At 39.2% G+C, this 19,983-nt stretch carries 14 protein-coding genes; 4 read left to right on the top strand and 10 right to left on the bottom strand.

From position 1 onward, the window contains the following. From ACMZOO_RS11430 to ACMZOO_RS11390, 9 genes are read right to left on the bottom strand one after another with little or no spacing between them, the layout of a single operon-like run. Positions 1 to 981: an acyltransferase family protein gene (locus ACMZOO_RS11430; protein WP_440903467.1), complete on the bottom strand. Its 981-nt coding sequence runs from the start codon at positions 979 to 981 to the stop codon at positions 1 to 3. Further along, complete coding sequence (locus ACMZOO_RS11425) at positions 965 to 2,653, bottom strand: AMP-binding protein (protein WP_440903466.1); 1,689 nt, start codon at positions 2,651 to 2,653, stop codon at positions 965 to 967. The genes ACMZOO_RS11430 and ACMZOO_RS11425 overlap by 17 nt, the downstream gene beginning before the upstream one ends. Beyond that, positions 2,640 to 4,532: an asparagine synthase (glutamine-hydrolyzing) gene (gene asnB / locus ACMZOO_RS11420; RefSeq protein WP_440903465.1), complete on the bottom strand. Its 1,893-nt coding sequence runs from the start codon at positions 4,530 to 4,532 to the stop codon at positions 2,640 to 2,642. The genes ACMZOO_RS11425 and asnB overlap by 14 nt, the downstream gene beginning before the upstream one ends. A 20-nt stretch (positions 4,533 to 4,552) precedes the next feature. Further along, positions 4,553 to 5,641 (bottom strand): FemAB family XrtA/PEP-CTERM system-associated protein, encoded by a 1,089-nt coding sequence (locus ACMZOO_RS11415; RefSeq protein ID WP_440903464.1) that lies wholly within the window; start codon positions 5,639 to 5,641, stop codon positions 4,553 to 4,555. Beyond that, positions 5,638 to 6,633, bottom strand: coding sequence for a polysaccharide deacetylase family protein (locus tag ACMZOO_RS11410; RefSeq protein WP_440903463.1), 996 nt, complete (start codon positions 6,631 to 6,633; stop codon positions 5,638 to 5,640). Before ACMZOO_RS11410 ends, ACMZOO_RS11415 begins: the two co-directional genes overlap by 4 nt. Continuing rightward, positions 6,633 to 7,766 carry a glycosyltransferase gene (locus ACMZOO_RS11405; protein ID WP_440903462.1) on the bottom strand — a complete coding sequence of 378 codons (1,134 nt, stop codon included), beginning with the start codon at positions 7,764 to 7,766 and terminating at the stop codon, positions 6,633 to 6,635. Before ACMZOO_RS11405 ends, ACMZOO_RS11410 begins: the two co-directional genes overlap by 1 nt. Then, on the bottom strand, positions 7,763 to 8,719 hold the full coding sequence (locus ACMZOO_RS11400; protein WP_440903461.1) for a glycosyltransferase: 957 nt from the start codon (positions 8,717 to 8,719) through the stop codon (positions 7,763 to 7,765). Before ACMZOO_RS11400 ends, ACMZOO_RS11405 begins: the two co-directional genes overlap by 4 nt. Further along, positions 8,720 to 11,227 carry a hypothetical protein gene (locus ACMZOO_RS11395; protein ID WP_440903460.1) on the bottom strand — a complete coding sequence of 836 codons (2,508 nt, stop codon included), beginning with the start codon at positions 11,225 to 11,227 and terminating at the stop codon, positions 8,720 to 8,722. Between the two features lie 16 nt (positions 11,228 to 11,243). Then, the gene (locus tag ACMZOO_RS11390) at positions 11,244 to 12,311 is read right to left on the bottom strand and encodes a GNAT family N-acetyltransferase (protein WP_440903459.1); all 1,068 of its coding nucleotides are present in this window, start codon (positions 12,309 to 12,311) and stop codon (positions 11,244 to 11,246) included. A gap of 109 nt (positions 12,312 to 12,420) precedes the next feature. Between ACMZOO_RS11390 and prsT the strand changes: the two genes are divergently transcribed. The 4 genes from prsT to ACMZOO_RS11370 all read left to right on the top strand — a co-directional run bounded on the left by prsT (position 12,421) and on the right by ACMZOO_RS11370 (position 18,785). Further along, positions 12,421 to 15,198 (top strand): XrtA/PEP-CTERM system TPR-repeat protein PrsT, encoded by a 2,778-nt coding sequence (gene prsT / locus ACMZOO_RS11385; RefSeq protein ID WP_440903458.1) that lies wholly within the window; start codon positions 12,421 to 12,423, stop codon positions 15,196 to 15,198. A 398-nt stretch (positions 15,199 to 15,596) separates the two neighbouring features. Then, a complete protein-coding gene (locus tag ACMZOO_RS11380) occupies positions 15,597 to 16,427 on the top strand; it encodes a PEP-CTERM sorting domain-containing protein (protein WP_440903457.1) in 831 nt (276 codons plus the stop codon). A 348-nt stretch (positions 16,428 to 16,775) separates the two neighbouring features. Continuing rightward, positions 16,776 to 17,606, top strand: coding sequence for a PEP-CTERM sorting domain-containing protein (locus tag ACMZOO_RS11375; RefSeq protein WP_440903456.1), 831 nt, complete (start codon positions 16,776 to 16,778; stop codon positions 17,604 to 17,606). A 348-nt stretch (positions 17,607 to 17,954) separates the two neighbouring features. Then, entirely contained in the window at positions 17,955 to 18,785 is an 831-nt protein-coding gene (locus tag ACMZOO_RS11370) for a PEP-CTERM sorting domain-containing protein (protein WP_440903456.1), read from the top strand. A gap of 100 nt (positions 18,786 to 18,885) precedes the next feature. Here the strand turns inward: ACMZOO_RS11370 and ACMZOO_RS11365 are convergent, their stop codons facing one another. Then, positions 18,886 to 19,983 (bottom strand): hypothetical protein, encoded by a 1,098-nt coding sequence (locus tag ACMZOO_RS11365; protein ID WP_440903455.1) that lies wholly within the window; start codon positions 19,981 to 19,983, stop codon positions 18,886 to 18,888.

Genomic DNA, 19,983 nt, shown 5'->3' with positions numbered 1-19,983 from the left:
TCACGACACAAACTGACTTATTTCAGTGCGCGTTTTAACTACAGCTTTGCGACTAGTTTGTACTAACAACCACAGAATACATGGCAAACTGACTGCAAATACATACATGTTTATATCAAACGCAGTATTCTGATATTGCCACCCAGTCAACACATGGTACAAATAGAAACAGCTCATATGCCACAGGAATATATAAAAAGTTGCATTGGCAATTAGGTTTAATTTCACCACTAAAAAACTTGGCATTTTGATCGATATATTGCTGACAAACAGCAAGGTCAATACAGTAAATATAAGGGTTGATGATATTTTTTGACTATCAGGGTAAACCAGAACTCCCCCCAAAATAAAAGCCAAGCTAGCCACAAAAATCAATAAATAATGTTTTTTCATCTGACCTAAGCTATAAACCAACCAGCCAAAAAATAAACACCAAAGGTATGAAAATGGTAAACGGCTGTCACTTGAAGCCCAACCAAGTGAACGTATATAGTCAGACAACAGAAAAAGAACACAAGATAACAACAAAGCGGATACAGCAAAATTTATCGGGGTTCTGTTGATATAGCGCGTTGGTTTGATCAAATAAAAGAGCGCGATTAACATAACCATTAGCTGCAACAGCATTTGTGGATACCAAGTCGGTAACCAAGGAATACTCTGCCGACTCACCCAATTATGTACAAAAAACAGCTCTGTAAAGTTAAGGTTTTGAAACCAAATAAAATAAAAACAACTAATCAAAAAACAAGGAACAACCAACTTTTTGGTAAATTTTATTAAGTAAGCACGCAACTGAACTTCGTTTTTGCCAACCGAAAATTGCGCAAGGTAATATCCACTAACAAAGAGTAAAAACAACATACCACCGGAAATATCGATAGATAAATGTTGATGGAATGCATGATTTGCCACTATTAATAATATCGCGATCGCACGAGCTAGATGTTGGCTGCTAATGTTATCAAAAAACCGCTTCACGACTCATTTCCTCTAAATCGCCAATGGATAATTCAAACCAATTCTCCGGTAATTTACCTTGAATCATTTGAGTTAGTTCGGTTTCTATTTGCACGTAACTGAATGAATCGCCACCTAAACTTTGAAACGACTCTTGTTTAGTGACCACTTGTTCAAAGTTTGCTTGAAACACGGCAATCACACTCTCAGAGGTATTGCTTGCCAAACCTAATACCTGCGAACATGCTTTTTGCCAATTACTCGCAAAGGCTTTGGTAATTTGCCATTTTGACCACATTTGTACCAACATAGCTAAGGTTTTAAAGTCAACCTTACCACTTTCAAACGGAGGAATAGTTTTAAGTTGTTTAACTAGAATATACTGCTCAGGCAAATTCAAATGTTGAGCGACCATTTGAGTCAAGACTTTTGCATTAGTCTTGGAAGTGTAACCAATTAGAACTTGTTCATTTTGATTGCTTGTTACCTCACAGTTAATTTGTTGTGTAACTAACCAAGACTTAATTTCATCCAAATTCACCCGAATAGACATAGGTTTGATAAATCGAGAGCGTCGACCAACGATTTGAAACACACCACTCTCAACTTGTACAGCCAAGTCCCCTGTGTGCAAACATTCTAGCTCATCGTCTGTTAACAAAGATTGTTTGTCCGCTGCATAACCTAGCATAACGTTCGGGCCTTGATAAATTAACTCACCTTCTTGCCCCATATCTTGGATGCGACAGCCAGCATCATCAACCAGATACAATTCCCCACCTGGGATAGCCCTGCCAATAGCTTGAGGGTATTTAACTGCTATATCCATAGCTAAATAAGCCATTCGCGGAGACGCTTCAGTTTGACCATACATAACAACAAATTGGCATTGGTTCAATTGCGCGAGTTTTACATAATGTTCAACCAAACTTGCTTCTAATTTGCCACCCGCTTGGGTCAACAACTTAAGGCTAGGATAATTTTTAAAGTTAAACCCACGTTGTTGCAATACTTGATAGTGATATGGCACACCAGCAAAATTAGTGACCTGATACTGAGCAATTAATGACCAAAACTCATCCGACAAAGCACTCGCATCTGTCAGCACTATAGTCGCACCACAATGTAAATGTGTATTTAATACAGAGAGCCCATAACTATAACTAATTTTTAGGGAACTTATGGCGATTTGCTTTGATTGAATATTTAAGTATTCAATAATGCTTTGTGTATTGGCTCTGACATTAGTGTTGGATAACTTAACCAACTTAGGTGAACCAGTAGAACCAGAGGTGCTCAACAACAAGCATAAATCTGGATGTAATTGGTGTTGGTAATCACACCTTGTGGTTATGTCTAAACTATTACTGGCAGTATTGATATATAAATTAGGTTGATAGCGCTCTAACAGTTGTTGATTTAGTGTTGTTTTTTGCTCACTCAGTAATAAAACGGCTTGTTTATATTGAACACAAGCTAAGTAAACAATCACTGACATAGGATTATTTGCAACTTCAATAAAAACTAACTTTCGCTTGGTTAAGCTAAACTCCAGTGTTTGTGCAACTTTATCTACTTGTTGTTGTAGTTCAGTGTAGCTATAGGTACGCCCCTTATGGATTAAGCTTGGTTGCTCGCCAAACCTTTCTAATGAAGACAACAAACTTGCTTGTTCATTGTTATGCAGTGACATACTCATCCCACCACATTTGGAACATCAGTAAACTCCATAACACAGCACCATGATCATGTTTAGCTGCTTGATGTTCATCCCATAACTTTTTAATCGCGTCGGCTTTAAAATATTTAACTAAACCTGCGTTGTTAGTTAATAATTTATCTTCTGCTATATGTTTAATTTCACCACGGAACCAATCAGCTAACGGCACACTAAAGCCCATTTTTTTCCGATATAAAATTTCATCAGGCAGTAATGGCTTAAAAATATTCTTTAAAATGTGTTTTTTATCGCCTTGATTAAACTTGTACTCTGAAGGTATTTTGGCAGCTTGTTCAACCACAGTATAATCAAGCAAAGGCGCTCGTACCTCTAACGAATTTGCCATGCTCATGCGATCTGCTTTAACTAAAATGCCACCAGGTAAAAAGGTTTTTAAATCTGTGTACAACACTTTAGCTAAATGATCGGGGCCATCTGCTTTACTGTATTTATCTAAAGTAATTTTACTTGGGTGGTAGCCGGCCAACTCTTGTGAGGTTTGTTCATTAACCAGACTTAACCAAGTTTTATCCGTTATAAATGCATTGGAGTAATAAAAGCCCATAGCTGGGTCGACTGCTAAAGTATTTAACAATGAACAAGCTTTTCGCCCTACTGTGCTTGTATTCAGCACTGGGGTAACACTGATAATTTTAGCTAAACTTGGCGCTATTTTTTTGTTAAACCAGCTAGGAAAGGCATCACGAATTTTATTCTCTTGCGCATCAACCGCATATTTTTCATAACCGGCAAAAATTTCGTCACCGCCATCACCAGCGACAGCAACTGTCACTTGTTGGCGTGCTAGCTCAGATACAAAATAAGTTGGTACTAGTGAAGGGTCAGCAAATGGCTCGTCAAAATAACGAACAATTTTAGCTAAGTTGTCTTTTACATTTTGATGAACAATAAATTCATGGTGATCCGCTTGATACTTATCGGCAACAACTTGCGCAAACTCGGTTTCATTAAATGCTTTAACATCAAAACCAATTGAACAGGTGGTTACAGGTTTAGTATCTAGCTTGGACATCAAGGCAACTATGCCGCTAGAGTCGACACCACCACTCAAAAATGCGCCTAATGGTACATCTGCGACCATACGTGTTTTAGTACATTCAGTAACCGTTTTAATTAGTGCCTGTTCATGTTGTTTGATATCAACATTATCTGTATTGGCAAAACTAACATCCCAATATTGGCGTTTATCTAATTTGCCTTGTTGAAAACTAATGCAATGACCCGGCTCTAACTTGTAGATATTTTTATATATGGTTTTAGGATCTGGAATATACTGGTAAGCAAAAAAGTCATAAACCGCGTCGGTTCTTATTTCTGTGGGTATTTGTGAGATTTGTTTCAGCGCTTTAAGCTCTGAGGCAAAAAAGATATCAGTACCATCAAAATAATAATATAAAGGTTTTTTGCCCAGCCTATCACGCGCAATAAATAGCTTTTGTTTAGCCTCGTCCCATATTGCAAAAGCAAACATACCATTTAAATGGGCTAAGCAGTCTTCACCATATTCTTTATAGGCGGCAATAATAACAGCTGTATCAGTTTGGTTTGCAAACTCATGGCCTTTGTTAATAAGCTCAGCTCGCACAGCTTGGTAGTTATAAATTTCCCCATTAAAAACAATGGATACTTGTCCATCAGCCGAATGCATTGGTTGTTTACCAGCTTCAGATAAGTCGATGATAGATAAACGTCTATGACACAAACCAACTGTGTCGGTGAGGTATTCACCATGCGCATCAGGCCCGCGGTGTGCGATTGTATTGCCCATTTGCACTAATAGCTCTGTATCACCAGAGAAATTAAATCGACTAAATCCTGCTATTCCACACATGCTAATTCCTACAAAAAAGGCTACAAACTAATATATTTTCTAACTTTTGGGCCGACAGCTTCGGTGACAGCAAGCGGTAACTTGCGCCAAATATCTTCTACCCGTGCACGCATTTTTCCTTTACCCGTTGCGTTTGTTTCAGTATTAATGCGTTGACCTTGCGCATTTAACTGGCACCAATCTAATAATTCAGCTTGCGCGCCCCATTGAGCTTTAAATCTATAGGTGCCTTCATTAAAAGTGGAGCGGCCAAAATCAAAATTGGCAATATGGTTGTCGGCAACATGCTGTAACAAAGTCCAGTACAACAACATATTTGGCGCTAAGCGGTTATATTCAGCCACAGTTGAAGCCCAAGGAATACAGGCTTTATTGCCACAGGTTAGCACTATACCTGCACCAACCACTATGTCATCTTTATATACAAGGGCGATAACGGCATTTTCACCATAAAAATTCAATATGCTGTCAAACCAAGCTTTGCTATGCACAGGTGAGCCTAAATCACGCATGTTTCGGCTAATCACTTGATAAAAACCATCTACAAACTTTTGTTCTTTATTGCTGGCTGCTGAAATTTCAGCAGTTAAACCATTTTTTTCCGCTTTGCGAATTTGGCTGCGTAATTTACTTTTAAATCCGTCCCATAAAGCTTGTGAGTTTTCAGGTAGTTGCAGCAACATTCTGACTTTTTTGTTATCCAAATCAATTTGTTCTGAAGCTGCACTGTCGTAATTCACTTCTGTTGCACGGTAATCAATGTACTGCTGATTATTTTGCATTAACCATTTGCCAGCTTCAGCCAACAAAGCTTGTTCAATCACTTTGCTATCGGCTAACACGCCACCTAAATCACAAAATGGCAAGCTGCATAATTGTTGTTTTGCGAAAGGCTTTTTAAACTGAACCAGAGGTAACACACCAACAATAGTATTTTGTTGAGTTGCGATTAGATAATAAGTTTTATGCTGGTATGCCTGTTCAACCGCTAATCCCCAAGCAAACATATGGTAAGGCGTGGCATTTTTATGCTGCTTAACATATTCATCCCAAGCAACTTGTTGCTGATTGGTCGCTAGGTTAATTTCTATTTGTCCAAGGCTGTTCATGCCTGCTCCTGTTTAAACCAATCTGCGACCTGTGAAATGGTCATGCACTCCACATCAGCATTTTGTTGCAAATACTCAAACACAGGTTGAATGCGCTCTAATATAGTGTGTGCGCCTTCACCATCTTTCATAAAACCTGTTGCGCTGGTTAACAAGCTAGAACTGTGCAGATACATATGAAAGACAGTTTCACCACGTTTTAACATGTTTTTGGCTAAACAAATCATGTCACTTGCGCTGGCTAATTCTGGACAAAGGTAATGTTTACGTAACAATCCCGTATGCCAAGCGAGTCCAACTGGGCGTAAATGATTTAACCAACTTTCTTCCAATAAACGATGAAACTTGCTGCTTAATGCAAAGTTAGTATTGTTAAAACCAACCGACACCGGAATTTGCAATAATGACCTTTGCTCACCAGCTTTTACTACATTGGCATAGTCCGGCCAGTATGGATGAATTGGCGCACCTTGGCAGGTAAAAAACTTATGGCTGTAGTAAGGATAAACGCTGGAGTCGATGTCATAACCGAATTTGACCAGCAACTTTAATACATCGCCAGATATCCCCCAACGACCAGTACGAAATGCTCGAGGTTCGGTATTAAATACAGTTTTTAGTTTGTCAGTTAACTGTTCAAGCTTGGCTTCAACTTGCTCTATTGGCAGGTTAATAACATGCGATTCAAATTCAGTGGTTTGACCATAATATGGTGGATTGCACCAAGGATGTAGATGCGCGGCAATCTCACCTTTTCCACCAGCAACAGCACTATTCAGAATAGCGACACTCGCAGGATCGTTGGCAACGGCATAGTCGACAAAATAGCTAGGTTTAATGCCTAACTTTTGACAAAATTTTTGGAAAGCTGGAATTTGTTGTACGTTGTCGACCGAAAAATCTTTTTGTGGAAAAGGCCCTGACCAATCCCATTCTTCTTCCGTATCAACAGAGATAACAAATTTAACTTTTTGTTTATTCAACTGCGCCATTAATCAAACTGTCCATTTTCCATTTTTACAAATAGGTCGTAGTACTCTTGCGCCATACGTTTACCTGAGTAATTTTCATATACAAAGGTGCGCGCTGCGTCTGCATATTGGGTTGCTAAAGCTTGGTCGAACAACAAAGTTTCCCAATATTCGGTTAAGGTGTGTTTGTCACCCAATTTGGCTAATAAACCAGATTGTTGGTGCTGAATAAGCTGGTCTATACCTGCGATATTGTAAGCAGCAACCGGTATCCCCATAGCTGTCGCTTCCATTAAACAACGCGGAATACCTTCTAAAGTTGAAGTCATGACAAACAAGTCAAAACTTTGTAATAACTCTAACCTGTCATCACGAAAACCTAAAAATTCGATTCTGTCTTTATATTGAAGCTTGTGTGTATAAGCTTCAAGTTCAGCACGCTGATCGCCGTCACCTAATAGTGATAAAGTGATTTCTGGATATTTGGCCGCTAAATCATTAAAAATATCTAAAATATCAAAGATATTCTTGCGGCTGATCATCTGCCCAATAAAACCGATACGCTTGGCATTACCGCTAGACTTTAACGGATTGTCTTGTTGTCGTTGTGCTTCAACTTCAGACAGGTCAACGCCGTTTTGAATATATTCTAACTTGTTAGGCTTAACCCCCATGCGCAACACATCATCACATAAAGCTTTCGATAATGGCGCAACCACTTGGGCAAACTTCATTGCTTGGCAGCCTAACCAGATAAAGGCTCTGAGTTTAAAATCTTTAGCGTTTTCAAAACCATGAGGGGTAACAACACAACGAATGCCTGCTTTTTTTGCCACCCGCACACCGATAATATCGGACTTGTAGCCATGGGTATGAATAACCGTGTAACCTTCGCGTTTCACCAACTCAACCATACGATCAATTACCGCAAGGTCAAACTTATTTTTCATTGGCACTTCAAAGGTTTTTAAACCGAGCTTTTTATACTGTTTTACTAACTCTAAATCCTGAGTATTAGATTCAAGCGTAACAGCTAAATCGCATTGAACTTTTTCCGGCTCTAAATATCGAGCCAGGGCTAAAATCCAACGTTCAGCGCCATAAAACCCTGTCGGGCAGATAAACTGTAATACTTTGATGGGTTGGGTTGTCATTGTTGTTTTAACTCCACCACTTTAATCACCCCACCAAAAGTGCCAACTATCCTTGCGGGGAAATAAACTAGATAAAATTTTAATATTTGCCAATAGGATACAGTATTTGTTGGTAACTTGTATAACCTAAATGCATAGATAACAATAGGTAACAAGGTCGCAAACAAACTTGCTAACGCCATATCGGTTGATGTAAATAACAAACTAATCAAAGTGACTATGGCAAAAAATGCTATCCACACAGGTACTAAAAAGCTCGGTATTTCACTTAGAGGGATATTGCGACCTTTAATCGATTGAATATTTGACTGGCCACGCCAAATTTCTTTTTTGTACATTTCACCTAGAATTTTGTCTTCTCCTAAGTGAATGTAGGTCGCGGCCGATGAATAATACAGCTTGCCGTGTTTATGGACTTGGTCGGTAAAATAGTAGTCTTCGCAAGTAATCAAGTGCTCCGGAAACTGCCCTGCAGCAAAAAAAGTTTCTCGCGCTAAGAATAAGTTGCGACCTGGCAAAAATCTTAAATAACAATCTATTTCAGCATTGCTTAATGCGGTACGAATTTTTTCCAGCGGCGGCGCATTGTTATGACATTTTTGCATCGCACTGACCAATACACGCTCTTGCTCTTTATTCAGCTCGGACAACATGGCATTTATCCAATTATTGGAAAGCTCAACATCCGCATCTAAAAATGCTAGATATTCACCTTGTGCATGGCTTACACCTAAGTTGCGCGATGCTGATATGGTTTTGTCTGGCGTTTGAAAAACCAGTTTAACCTGCCGTCCATCGGTTGCAGCTAGCGCTTTTTCATCTAATTCATGATTCTGCGTAACTACAATAATTTCGAATTGTTCCGCTGGATAGTCTTGTTGCCAAATAGAAGCGACGGTTTGCGCCAGCATTTCGATGCGGCCTTTATGCGGAATAATAAATGACACTAGCATTTATTTGTTCTCCTGTTTAGCTTCTTTACCCAGAATTTTTGCTGCTTTGGCCGAACGTTTGGCGAGCCAATTCACTTCACGGCTGATTGATATTTTGACTAGCCGAGTTGCAAACAATTTTATAATTCGCGCTATTTTTGCAGGCGTATTATGCCAATTGGGTTGAGTATAAGACTGAATAGCCGCAAATTTATCTTCAGGCTTGTTATGAGTAAAATATTCAATAACACCATGATTTTGCGCTAACAAAACTAAAATTCGGGTGTAATGCGTAGTTGGGTCATTCCCTAAGGTGTCGGCAACATATTGATAAAAATACAATGCTTTGTGCCAAAACTTATTCGCCATATCTGAGTCTGGTGCATAATATGCAGCACAAGCTAATACATTCGCTTTGCGCATATCTTGCGCCGTCCATGTTTGATTTGGATATTCTAGAATTTCTGGCTTATGTAAATACGGATATTCGTTTTGTTCCATCCACTGCGCATAGTGCAACAATGCGTCACGCACATAATAAAACTCAGAATCTAATTCACTCGCTTGTTCTTTTATTGCTAAATAACGGCAAGCAGCTTGCAATAACACAGTATAAAACCATGCATATTCAACATTGCTTAAATCGCGTAAGGTAAGATCTTCAGTTGGATGAATAGTTTTATGCAAAACTGAGCTTGCTTTGTTTAGATAACTTTTATCATTAGTTAATTGATAAGCATCCAACAAGGCAATGACAAAATTTCCGACACCGCGGTCAAGTGGGTACTGACCAGTGACTAAGTTAGTGAAGCCAGCTTGACCGGCATTTTTGACCGCCAATACAGCCTCAAGTAGTCCACCTTCACCATCGTAAATATGACCAATCCACTTTGCTAAATTGAGGACAGTTTGTTTCGAAGTTTCATCACCAGTCAAGAAATAATGGTACATCAAACCTGTGGTGTAACAATGTTGTCCACCTGGGCCACCGCCACCAGCATGATCCATATACGCACCTTGTTCATGGTGCTTTGAATAGGTTCTATGTGTGGCTGTTTTAGCTGGGAGATAATGGTCTGTGTGCCAAAAAAGTCCGTGGTTGTATTCAGCTTTGTCTAAATCCGTATGATAGATATCAATATCTTTAACATGTTTAGCTAAATCTTGCGCGAGCTCTAACCAACGCGAATCTTGGGTTAATGTCCACTGGCGCAAAAAACCATAAATAGGATCGTATTGGTTATTGTAGTGGGAGACAAAAATATCCTCTCCTTGGTAACCATCGGTTTCGTGATCGGCATATAAATCACCAAAATTGCGCCAACCATATTCATCCACCACTTCGCGTTTCGCAAAGAAGTTACTCGCGCCATTTACACCACGCTGGATGATACTTTCTATTGGTGACAATTCTTGTGCTTGGTAAAAATACGGCCATACTTGGCTATTTTGCACATGAGTTAAATCAACTTGAATAGTCAGCGCTTGGCTAACAAAATCAGTTTTATTTTGCTGGTTGTAACAGCTAACTTGCAGTGTTGTTTGTTCACCAGCTTGCAGCTCATGCAAATAATCACATTTAGGTAGCAATTCAACCACTATTTTGTTGTCTGTTAGCGCCAGCCCTTTTGGAAAGTTTTGCCAAAATTGTTGTGGTTGAATAATGAAGGTGTCAGCACATTTTACACTTGGGTTTAATCTGGCGGTAGCAAGGTTTTCCCACTGACCGTCTGCGCCATACACCAGCGCACCATTTTGTTTTAATGGCACTTGCAAATTTTTATCTAGGTGGACTGGGCTTTGCCAATTTTCGCCACCACTGGCAACTTGGACAACTCGGGCTATATCTTGCCCGAGGTTCAATGTTTTTTCGTCTGCTAGCTCAATTACAGATAATTGTTTTTCATTTTTAAGAAAAACCAATTCGCAGTATTCAATTTCAATCGACGCGCTATCGCCTAAATCCCATAGCCCACCAGCATGAGTCGCTGCACGGGCATTTAATAGTGTTGCTGAGTAGAGAGTATCGCCGTTTTGTTGATAACTTTTTTTGCTTAAATTTAATTTAATCCGCTGATCTGTCGGTAGCACCAATGACGTATCAAATGAAGTACTGATTTGTGTTGTTGTGCTGTTATGCCACTCTATCGGCATCTCAACAAGTGGATAATCTTTTAGTTTTAAACGAACACTATGTAAAACAGGAGCTGTATCTTCTAGCTCAGGTTGCAGCGCAGCTTCTTGTTCAGCAAAAGAATCAGCTACCACCACAGCCCATTGTTCACTTTGTGTGGCAGCTATGGTTGCAAAAAACTCCAAACTAAGCCATTTGATGCTATTGTCAGGCCAATGAGCCAACACTTGTTTACTACAAGTAACGAATTCACCAGCTTGGTTTTGTATACCTATATGCTCAATTGAAGTAACTTGCCCTTGTTTAAAAGGCACTGAAAAACGGCAGATTTGGTTATTTCTAGCTATCCCGAGGTGTTCTGTTAAAGAAAATGAAATATTTAAACTCGGGTTCATGCAAACTGTTCCATATTTAGTTTCTAGTTATTATCTGTTTTAATGATTTTAATGCCTTGATGATTTTCAATTTGACCGTCGGCTTGGTAATTACATACATACATTGTTCGGTTACCACATCAGACAAAGACGCTTTATATCTAGCTTCACCAGCTAAAAAATCATATAACTCATATCCTAAGCCCGCAAAATGACTGATGGCGTAACAGTGTGATAGCAAGCCAACTTTGTGTTTATCGTCAAAGTCTTGGTAATTTACTGAGCCAAGATAAAAATATACACGTTTATCTTGCAAAAAGTAATAATAAACCGCTGCGACTTGTTCTCCGATAGATACTTGTAACAATGCAACTTGATTGTTGTCGACTCCTGCACAAATCAAGCTTTTATGAAATTCGACAAAATGACTGTTTAAAAAGCCGCTGTCGTGCCAGCGTTTTTTGTGATGTGTCGATGCCCAATCAAACATCTGCAAAGCTTGTGTTGTATTTTGTGCACACTGCAAACTTACCGGAGTAGCAAGCTTGTTGATTGCACGCTTAAGTTGTGAGCGAGAATTGCGCGACAAACAACTTAATAAATTGTTTATATTTGAATAATCTTGGCGTAAACGGCGAGCATAGTTTGCAGAAGTATAATCTTTGTACCAAGGTAAACTTTGGCTATTTTCTATAAACTCAAGCGAGTCAGACAAGCCAACCAATAACTCTAGCGCATTGCTCTGCTGAAAATAATCATACACAGCCTGCCACACCTGGGTTTTATATTCTGGCAAGGCGATAACATCGTTACACTCTGGCCATATTTGATCAAATTCATCTAAACCAGTTCGATGCAAATACGCTTGCTGCCAAGTTAATCCATAACGACTTTGAGCTTTAAACGCCAAACCGGCAACACCAACAACTTTATTGTCTGCGAAACAGATAATAAATTTACAATTGCAGGGAAACTTAGCCCAACTACTCATCCACAAAGGTGAAGTAAAAGGTGAATTAAATGCACTATTTGATAACTGGCTTAACGCAGCAATAAAAGAATCTGCATCGCTGGTTATCTCAGTTTTTAGTTGTTTTTGTAACATCCAAAGGTTGTTTTTATACTAAGTTATAGAAACTCTACTATACCGCAACTAAACTCTATATACTTAATTTCTATAAGCGAAAAATAATTTTAAAGTTATAAGGATTATTATGAATACGCCATTCAAGCTCTCAACAATTGCTCTATGTATTGCATTAACGGGCTGCTTCGGAAAAACAGCCGACGAACATTACCAGCAAGCAACAGATTACATAAATGACAATAAAACTGATGCTGCTATTGTCGAACTTAAAAATGCAATTGAGCAAAACACTGAACAAGCTGTCTACCGTTTCACCCTTGGTGAACTTTATTTTCAAACAGGTCAAACCAACGCTGCGATAAAAGAACTAACACGAGCACTTGAGTTGGGGTTAACCGCAGAACAACAAACAACAGCCAATAACTTATTAGTCCGAAGTTATTATTTAAACAACAGCTTGTCAGCAATCTTACAGCTTGCAAAAGAACAAGACTCTCCAATCATACAATATTATGCAGCGGCCGTAGACATTGAAGATAGAAAGTATTTAGAAGCGGTAGCAAAGTTTGAGAGCATTATTGAAGAAAACCAACAAGCGGACATTACAGCACTAGCTAAAGCTTATATGGCCATTAGCGAACAAAATGTAGACGAAGCAATTAGCTTAGTTGAACAAGTTTTAGCGACAAACAACAACAGCATAGATGCACTCATTTTAAAAGGCCGAATCGGTTTAATGCAGGGACAAAGCCAGCATGCTGTTAGCGCATATGAAAGCTTAACTAAGCTGATGCCTAAATATCCACAGTTTCAAATGTTTTTAGCTACCGCGTACGTAGGCAATAGTGACTTTGATAAAGCAGAGCCTGTGGTTAACCGCTTATTAAAAGCTGTGCCAAATGGAAGTTATATTCAACAATTAAAAGGCCAAATAGAGTTTAATAACAAAAACTTTGAACAAGCGAAATTATTCTCAGAAAAAGCAATTCAAGGCAATATTGATTCGAGTATGAATCGTTTGATTGCTGGCTACAGTAATTATCAGTTGAAGAAATATGAACAAGCATTTGAGCACCTATCAGCTATTGCCGATCAAATTCCAAACGATCATTTAGCTAAACGCCTGTTAATAGATCTACAATTGAAACTAGGTTACGACGAGTTGGCGTTAAAAAACCTCAAGAATATGACTAATGTGACTGAGTCTGACGCTTCACTCTTAACCAGCGCAAGTCAATATTTATTGCAGTCAGGTGATTCTGCAGCTGCGCAAGAATTGCTCGAAACCTCAATTAATTTAACTAGTGACGATCCAAATGAGATAGCCAAACAAGGCTTAATGCAATTGAAGCTCAACCAGGGTGAGCAAGGGATTGAAAGTTTAGAAAAAGCACTACAACTGAACCCTGAACTAGCCTTGGCTAAACAAGGCTTGGCAATGGGTTACCTTAGCCAAGGGAAATTAGAAGAAGCGCTTAAAATTGCTAAACAATGGCAAGGTGAAAGTGAGGTTACTCAGCAAACCCAAGGGCATTTATTAGAAGCGACCATTTTTGAACAACAGCAGCAGCCAGAGCAAGCACAACAAAAGCTTGAAACTGTACTTAAGCTTGACAGTAACAACCCTGCGGCATTATTTAAATTAGCCTTGTATCAGCATAAAGCAGAGCAATATCAGCAAGCTTTAGATAAATACACTAGGTTAATTGGCAATAACAGTTCTCACGCACCAGCAATGCGCAATTTATTGGCAATAGCCAATCAGGACGCAAAATTTGCCGAGCAAGCAGAGGCATTTTATAAAAAGGCTACAATTGACAAACCTCAAGACAATTTTCTTAAGCTTGGCCAAGCTTATTTGTTTAGTTTACAAAACAAAAATAAACAAGCATTAGAAACCTTAACCTCAATAAAAAATAGCCAAAACCCTATTAACGGCATTGAATTGTTAATTGGTGATATTCACCTTAAGCAAAAAGAGTGGAAGCTAGCAATAGACAACTTCAAATCTGTCAATGTAAAGAATCCTGACAGCCTACATGCTGCGCAAAAACTCTATACAACTTATGAAGTTGCTGGTGATTTGGACGCTGCGTTATTAACGGTTGAAAAGACCTTAGTTCGCCACCCTGCTAATATAGGGTTAAAGCTGCTAAAACTAGATTACCAAAGCAGATTGGGTAAATCTTTAGATCAAACAGCGTTAGAAGAAGTAAAAGCTCATCCAGCTACCAATTCGCATTGGTTACTATCTTCTATATTGGGTAATCAAGCCATGGCGAAAAAAGATTACTCACAAGCAAACATATATTACAAACAAGCTTATGAGCTAAAGCCAAATGCAACCAATGTGCTTGCTTGGTCAAATGCGTTAGCTCGAGTAAGCAGTCCAAGCAAGGCCAAAGCACTTTTGCAAGACTACCTAAACAACCCGGCGAACCAAAATGAAGGAAAAAAATCATTTAAAGTCCAGATAATGTTAGCCAACGCATATTTAAATGAAAAAGACTTTAAAAATGCTGAACAAGAATATTTGGATTTGAATGCTAATCATCCAACAAGCCCATTAGTATTAAACAATCTGGCTTACCTTAACTTACAGTTTAACCAAGCTAAACAGGCGCTTGCATACGCTGAACAAGCAATTAAGCTAGCCCCTCAAAGCCCTGCGATCATAGACACTTATGGCATGACTCTATTAGCTAACAATCAAGCGAATGAGGCAATTGAACAATTTAACCTGGCCCTTGCAAAATCGCCTGGCAATATTGAAATGTCGGTTAACAAAGCAAAAGCACTAGCAAAATTAGGACAAAAAGGTGAAGCCAACAGAGTACTGTCTGAGCTCAAGCCGAATACTGATACAGAAAAGCAGTTGATAGCAGAGACTCAAGCAACTTTGTAATCTCATTTAAGCAATTTGTCTTTTGACTAAAATGCCTTGTCGCGTGATAAACAGACAAGGCATTTTTGTATCAAAACCACCCGTTACTTTTCAACAACTCTTCGACTGACTGAAAAGCACGTTAAGTTGTTATCAATACCCACTCAATACCAATAAAATTCAACCCGCTCGCCCTTTAAATTAGATATATAAAAACATCTGTTTATCTGTTTAATTTATAAGCAAGTATAAAAATATGTCAGATTTATTTACACTCCGTTTTCTGTTCGAAAATCATCCATAATCAAGCCTTTGATAAAAATAGACAAATTAAATCTGGCACAACTGGTGCACGACCTAAAATGGCTTGACTAACAATTTGTCAGTTCATTAACCGGCTTCAATAGAAGGAAAAGATTATGATTAACGTTAAACAAACATTAGCAGCTGTTGCTATAACAGTAGCGGGTTTAACATCTGTCAGTGCAGGTGAGTTGGTGTTAGATTCTTTTGATGGTTACGATGGTACATATGCAGGCGCATTAGGTGCAAATGATGGCTACTTGTATGCGGATGCACAAGGCAGCACTACTTTTGCTCAAGACTATGAAGTTAGCCCACACGGCACTGTAGCGGCAACCGTAGTGCAATCAGGTGGTCAAGATGCTGTTGGCCCTGTTGCAGCAACTGGCGCTACTGGATTTTCTGTTGGTGATGGTAAACTTGTATTTAATAATGATGATGGTGTAACTGGTACTTTAGGTTTGTTTTATACCAACCCTTTCGCTGACATCAACGACCCAAATACACTTTTAGATATTAGCGCCTATACCGCTTTTTATTTTGATATTCTCAGTATAGATACCAGCTTTGAATTAGATTTGTATGTTATTTCTAATACAGATATATTCGCTGATGGTTTAGCAACAGCCGCTTTCTTTGATGACCTATACGATTCGGGCACAAATATCGACACAGGTGCGATTGAAAGTTTAGGTTCTGGTTGGTCTAAAGGAGAAACTTCAGCTTCTGGCTTTACAGCGCCTGGCACTCTAAAATTAGCTTTTGATGATTTTGTGGGTGATGCTGATTTCTCTGCTGTAACAGCCATCTTCGCCGTCTTGACTGGTGATCCTTCTGCTGATTTCAGTGTAGCTGAAGTAGGTGTTGTGCCTGAGCCTGCAAGCCTAGCTGTATTCGGTGCTGGTTTATTAGCTTTAGTTGGCTTACGCCGCAGAAAACAAGCTTAATTCATACTTTAAGTTAAGCTAAAAAAATAAAAACCAGAGTCTTGTACTCTGGTTTTTTTATTTCACCTACTTATCCCCCCTCTGCCATAGCAATATTTGAAACCCCTACCCGCTCACGCAAAAGAACGCAGCTTCAAGAGCCACTAACTCTGATTTAGGTGCATACCTTTCAACATAAACATCAACTAGAGTCAGAAATATTTACACTGCATAATTCGCGCCTAAACACACAAATCGCAAAGTATTGATAAATAAATATTTTTAAACATTGGCACGCCTAATGCTTTACTAGATTCAGATTGATTAACAAATAACTCAATAACCAGTTTTAAACAGAAGGAAACGATTATGTTCAATTTCAAACAAACTATAGCAGCAGCGGCTTTAACAGTTGCAGGTATTGCTTCAGCAAATGCTGGCGAAATGGTTTTAGACTCTTTTGATGGTTACAATGGTTCATATGCTGGTGCTTTAGGTACTAACGATGGCTATTTGTACTCTGACGCTCAAGGCAGCACTTCTTATGCTCAAGACACTGAAGTTAGCCCTCATGGTGTTGTAACAGCAACTGTTGTGCAAACTGGTGGTTCAGATGCAGTAGGTCCTGTGTCTGCTACAGGCTCAACTGGCTTCTCTGTTGGTGACGGCAAATTAGTATTCAACAATGATGATGGTGTAACTGGTACTATGGGCTTGTTCTACACTAACCCATTTGCTGACATCAATGATCCTAGCACTTTGTTAGACCTTAGCAGCTATGCTTCTTTCTACTTCGATATCTTAAGCATCGACACTAGCTTTGAATTAGACCTATATGTAATCTCTAACACTGAGATTTTCGCTGATGCTGCGTCAACTAACGCTTTCTTCGCTGATTTATATGACTTCGGTACTGACATCGATACTTCTGCTATTGAAAACCTAGCTTCTGGCTGGTCTAAAGGCGAAACGTCTGCTGCTGGCTTCACAGCGCCTGGTACTATCAAGTTATCTTTCGATGATTTCGTTGGTGACGCTGATTTCTCTGCTGTAACTGGTATCTTCGCAGTATTATCTGGTAACCCTTCTGCTGACTTCAGTATCGCTGAAGTAGGTGTTGTTCCTGAGCCTGCAAGCCTAGCAGTATTCGGTGCTGGTTTATTAGCTTTAGTTGGCTTACGCCGCAGAAAACAAGCTTAATTCATACTTCAAGTTAAGCTAAAAAATAAAAACCAGAGTCTTGTGCTCTGGTTTTTTTTATTTCACCTACTTATCCCCCCTCTGCCATAGCAATACCTGAAACACCTACCCACTCACGCAGAAGAACGCAGCTTCAAGAGCCACTAACTCTGACTTAGGTGCATACCTTTCAACATAAACATCAACTAGAGTCAGAAATATTTACACTGCATAATTCGCGCCTAAACACACAAATCATAAAACACTGATAAATATACACTTTTAAACATTGGCACGCCTAATGCTTTACTAGATTCAGATTGATTAACAAATAACTCAATAACCAGTTTTAAACAGAAGGAAACGATTATGTTCAATTTCAAACAAACTATAGCAGCAGCGGCTTTAACAGTTGCAGGTATTGCTTCAGCAAATGCTGGCGAAATGGTTTTAGACTCTTTTGATGGTTACAATGGTTCATATGCTGGTGCTTTAGGTACTAACGATGGCTATTTGTACTCTGACGCTCAAGGCAGCACTTCTTATGCTCAAGACACTGAAGTTAGCCCTCATGGTGTTGTAACAGCAACTGTTGTGCAAACTGGTGGTTCAGATGCAGTAGGTCCTGTGTCTGCTACAGGCTCAACTGGCTTCTCTGTTGGTGACGGCAAATTAGTATTCAACAATGATGATGGTGTAACTGGTACTATGGGCTTGTTCTACACTAACCCATTTGCTGACATCAATGATCCTAGCACTTTGTTAGACCTTAGCAGCTATGCTTCTTTCTACTTTGACATTTTAAGCATCGACACTAGCTTTGAATTAGACTTGTATGTTATTTCAAACACTGAGATTTTCGCTGATGCTGCGTCAACTAACGCTTTCTTCGCTGATTTATATGACTTCGGTACTGACATCGATACTTCAGCTATTGAAAACCTAGCTTCTGGCTGGTCTAAAGGCGAAACTTCTGCTGCTGGCTTTACAGCTCCTGGTACTATCAAGTTATCTTTCGATGATTTCGTTGGTGACGCTGATTTCTCTGCTGTAACTGGTATCTTCGCAGTATTATCTGGTAACCCTTCTGCTGACTTCAGTATCGCTGAAGTAGGTGTTGTTCCTGAGCCTGCAAGCCTAGCAGTATTCGGTGCTGGTTTATTAGCTTTAGTTGGCTTACGCCGCAGAAAACAAGCTTAATTCATACTTCAAGTTAAGCTAAAAAATAAAAACCAGAGTCTTGTACTCTGGTTTTTTTGTTTTAGTAGTCGTAATGGATAACTTAGTGCAGCACCACCGACTATAACATCAAATCCTGCAGTTCCTTTCTTACCGAGCGTGCTTGTGGTGGTTTGCTTCTTCCTAATCTAGCAATGTATATAATCTGCTCAACTTTCTTTTCACCATATAGTGATTTGAAGTAAGCATCCATTTTAGTTGCGTTTTTGATCGCACGATTATCTTTTTCGTTTTCGGTGAAATCTATACCATCGCGAAAATATTCCGCAAACATAATTGGCGTATGTTCTGGTTGAAAACCCAAACCAAGCGAATCTGTGGTTAACCAAATACGCATTACAGCGCGGCCTGACAAAATAAAATCTTCTAGGCTTTTGGCAGGTTGCTTTTTACGTAACATAAAATGAGCGTTCGAGCACATCGAGGTACGAAGCTCCATCATTAACCTTGCCCATAAAGTGCCTAAAAAATACTTTTCAATAATATGAAATTTTTTCCAGCTGCCGCTTAACACCCATTTGGTTAATGCAGTTGTCACAGCGTCAACACCTAATGATTTGATCGGAATTTTTGTTGGGCTGAGCTTTTCGAAACCTTTGCGCCAATCAATTACTTTTGAGTGAACTTTAAAACCATCGTGCATTATGTAGCGAGTGTGCGCACAACCAAAGAGTAATTTCCCTAGTTTAAATTTATTGCCAGCCCCTTCAACCCAATCTAATTCAAACTCATCAGGCAAAGCAGATTTGATCTGTTCTTTTTCTGCTGCCGATAAAGGCTTAGTCCCCATAGCCTGCCGTTGTACAGTACGTGATTTGATTTGCTTAAATAAAGGTGATGGTTGAATACTAGTGTCTTCTACTAGAGTCAACAAAAACACTTTAGTTTGTGTATCATCACTAGGCAAGTGTTGATATTCGACCCTACAACCCACTTCAGCAGCTGCAATATCGATAGTTTCAAATAAAAAACCGAGCGCTAACCAAGTTACATGGCCATTTTTGTCGTAGACCATCCAATCTGACGCATCTTTACTATGCACTTCAAATTGATTGATATTTACAACGCGAAATTTCCACGGCTGCAGATTATCCGGGCTAGGCGCCCAGCGAGCTAGATCGAGAATACTTTTAATGCGTTCAGGTATCGCCGTTTGCAT

This window comes from Catenovulum sp. SX2 (assembly GCF_052056295.1).
Classification (GTDB): Bacteria; Pseudomonadota; Gammaproteobacteria; order Enterobacterales; family Alteromonadaceae; genus Catenovulum.
Note: the sequence above shows the minus strand (reverse complement) of the source record. Positions and strands in the feature narration are given on the sequence as shown.